Here is a 940-nt window from a genome sequence, read left to right as displayed (position 1 = left end):
TGGCTGGCCGACGAGCTGACCCGCTCGTGGGGCGCTCAGTGGCCGCATTTGCCCGACGCCATGGAAGAAGCCGCCGGATACGTCGCGCCGAGCTGCGACGAGCTGGCCGGGCTGACCGCGCCAATGGGGGTGGCAGCCGCAGTCGACGACCCCATTCACCCGCTGCAGGCCGGCCTCGACTGGGTGGCCGCCGCGCCGCACGCGGCCTTGCGCACCGTGACGCTGGATCAGATCGGGGCGGATCCCGCCGCCCTGGGTGCGGCGTGCCTGAGCGCGCTCGCCGACTTGTAGCTCAGCCGCCGGTGGTGGTGCGCAGCTGCTGCATGGCCGAGCCGTCGACGCTGCGGCGCGCGGCCGGCTCGGTGGGCGGCGCTTGTTGCCCCTCGGCCTGCTGGCCGGCTTCCTGCTGCGCGGTCTGCTGGGCGGCGGCTTCGCGCAGCTGCTGCGCCATCGGCTCGGGCAGCTGCACGGTCAGCGGTGTCCGTACCGGAAGCGGTGTGTCACCGCGCCGAACCACGGTGTCGGCCAAGGCTGCTCGCGCCTCCTGCTCGAGGGCTTCCATCGTCTCGTGCGGGCCGTTGATGACGCAGCGGATCATCCAGCGGTAGCCGTCGACGCCGATGAAGCGCACCACCACCGGCGGCTGAGCTACAAGTCGGCGAGCGCGCTCAGGCACGCCGCACCCAGGGCGGCGGGATCCGCCCCGATCTGATCCAGCGTCACGGTGCGCAAGGCCGCGTGCGGCGCGGCGGCCACCCAGTCGAGGCCGGCCTGCAGCGGGTGAATGGGGTCGTCGACTGCGGCTGCCACCCCCATTGGCGCGGTCAGCCCGGCCAGCTCGTCGCAGCTCGGCGCGACGTATCCGGCGGCTTCTTCCATGGCGTCGGGCAAATGCGGCCACTGAGCGCCCCACGAGCGGGTCAGCTCGTCGGCCAGCCAG

Annotated in this window: 3 pseudogenes; 1 reads left to right on the top strand and 2 read right to left on the bottom strand. The window is 73.3% G+C overall.

Annotated elements, in window-relative coordinates:
• Positions 1 to 291: pseudogene (locus A5625_RS00015) on the top strand (alpha/beta hydrolase); the annotation flags it as partial.
• A gap of 1 nt (position 292) precedes the next feature.
• Here the strand turns inward: A5625_RS00015 and A5625_RS00010 are convergent.
• Positions 293 to 637 (bottom strand): annotated as a pseudogene (locus A5625_RS00010) (DUF3710 domain-containing protein); the annotation flags it as partial.
• A gap of 11 nt (positions 638 to 648) precedes the next feature.
• Positions 649 to 940, bottom strand: a pseudogene (locus A5625_RS00005) (alpha/beta hydrolase); the annotation flags it as partial.

The organism is Mycobacterium sp. 1465703.0 (assembly GCF_001672975.1).
Taxonomy (GTDB): domain Bacteria; phylum Actinomycetota; class Actinomycetes; order Mycobacteriales; family Mycobacteriaceae; genus Mycobacterium.
This window is presented reverse-complemented; position numbering and strand designations above follow the sequence as displayed.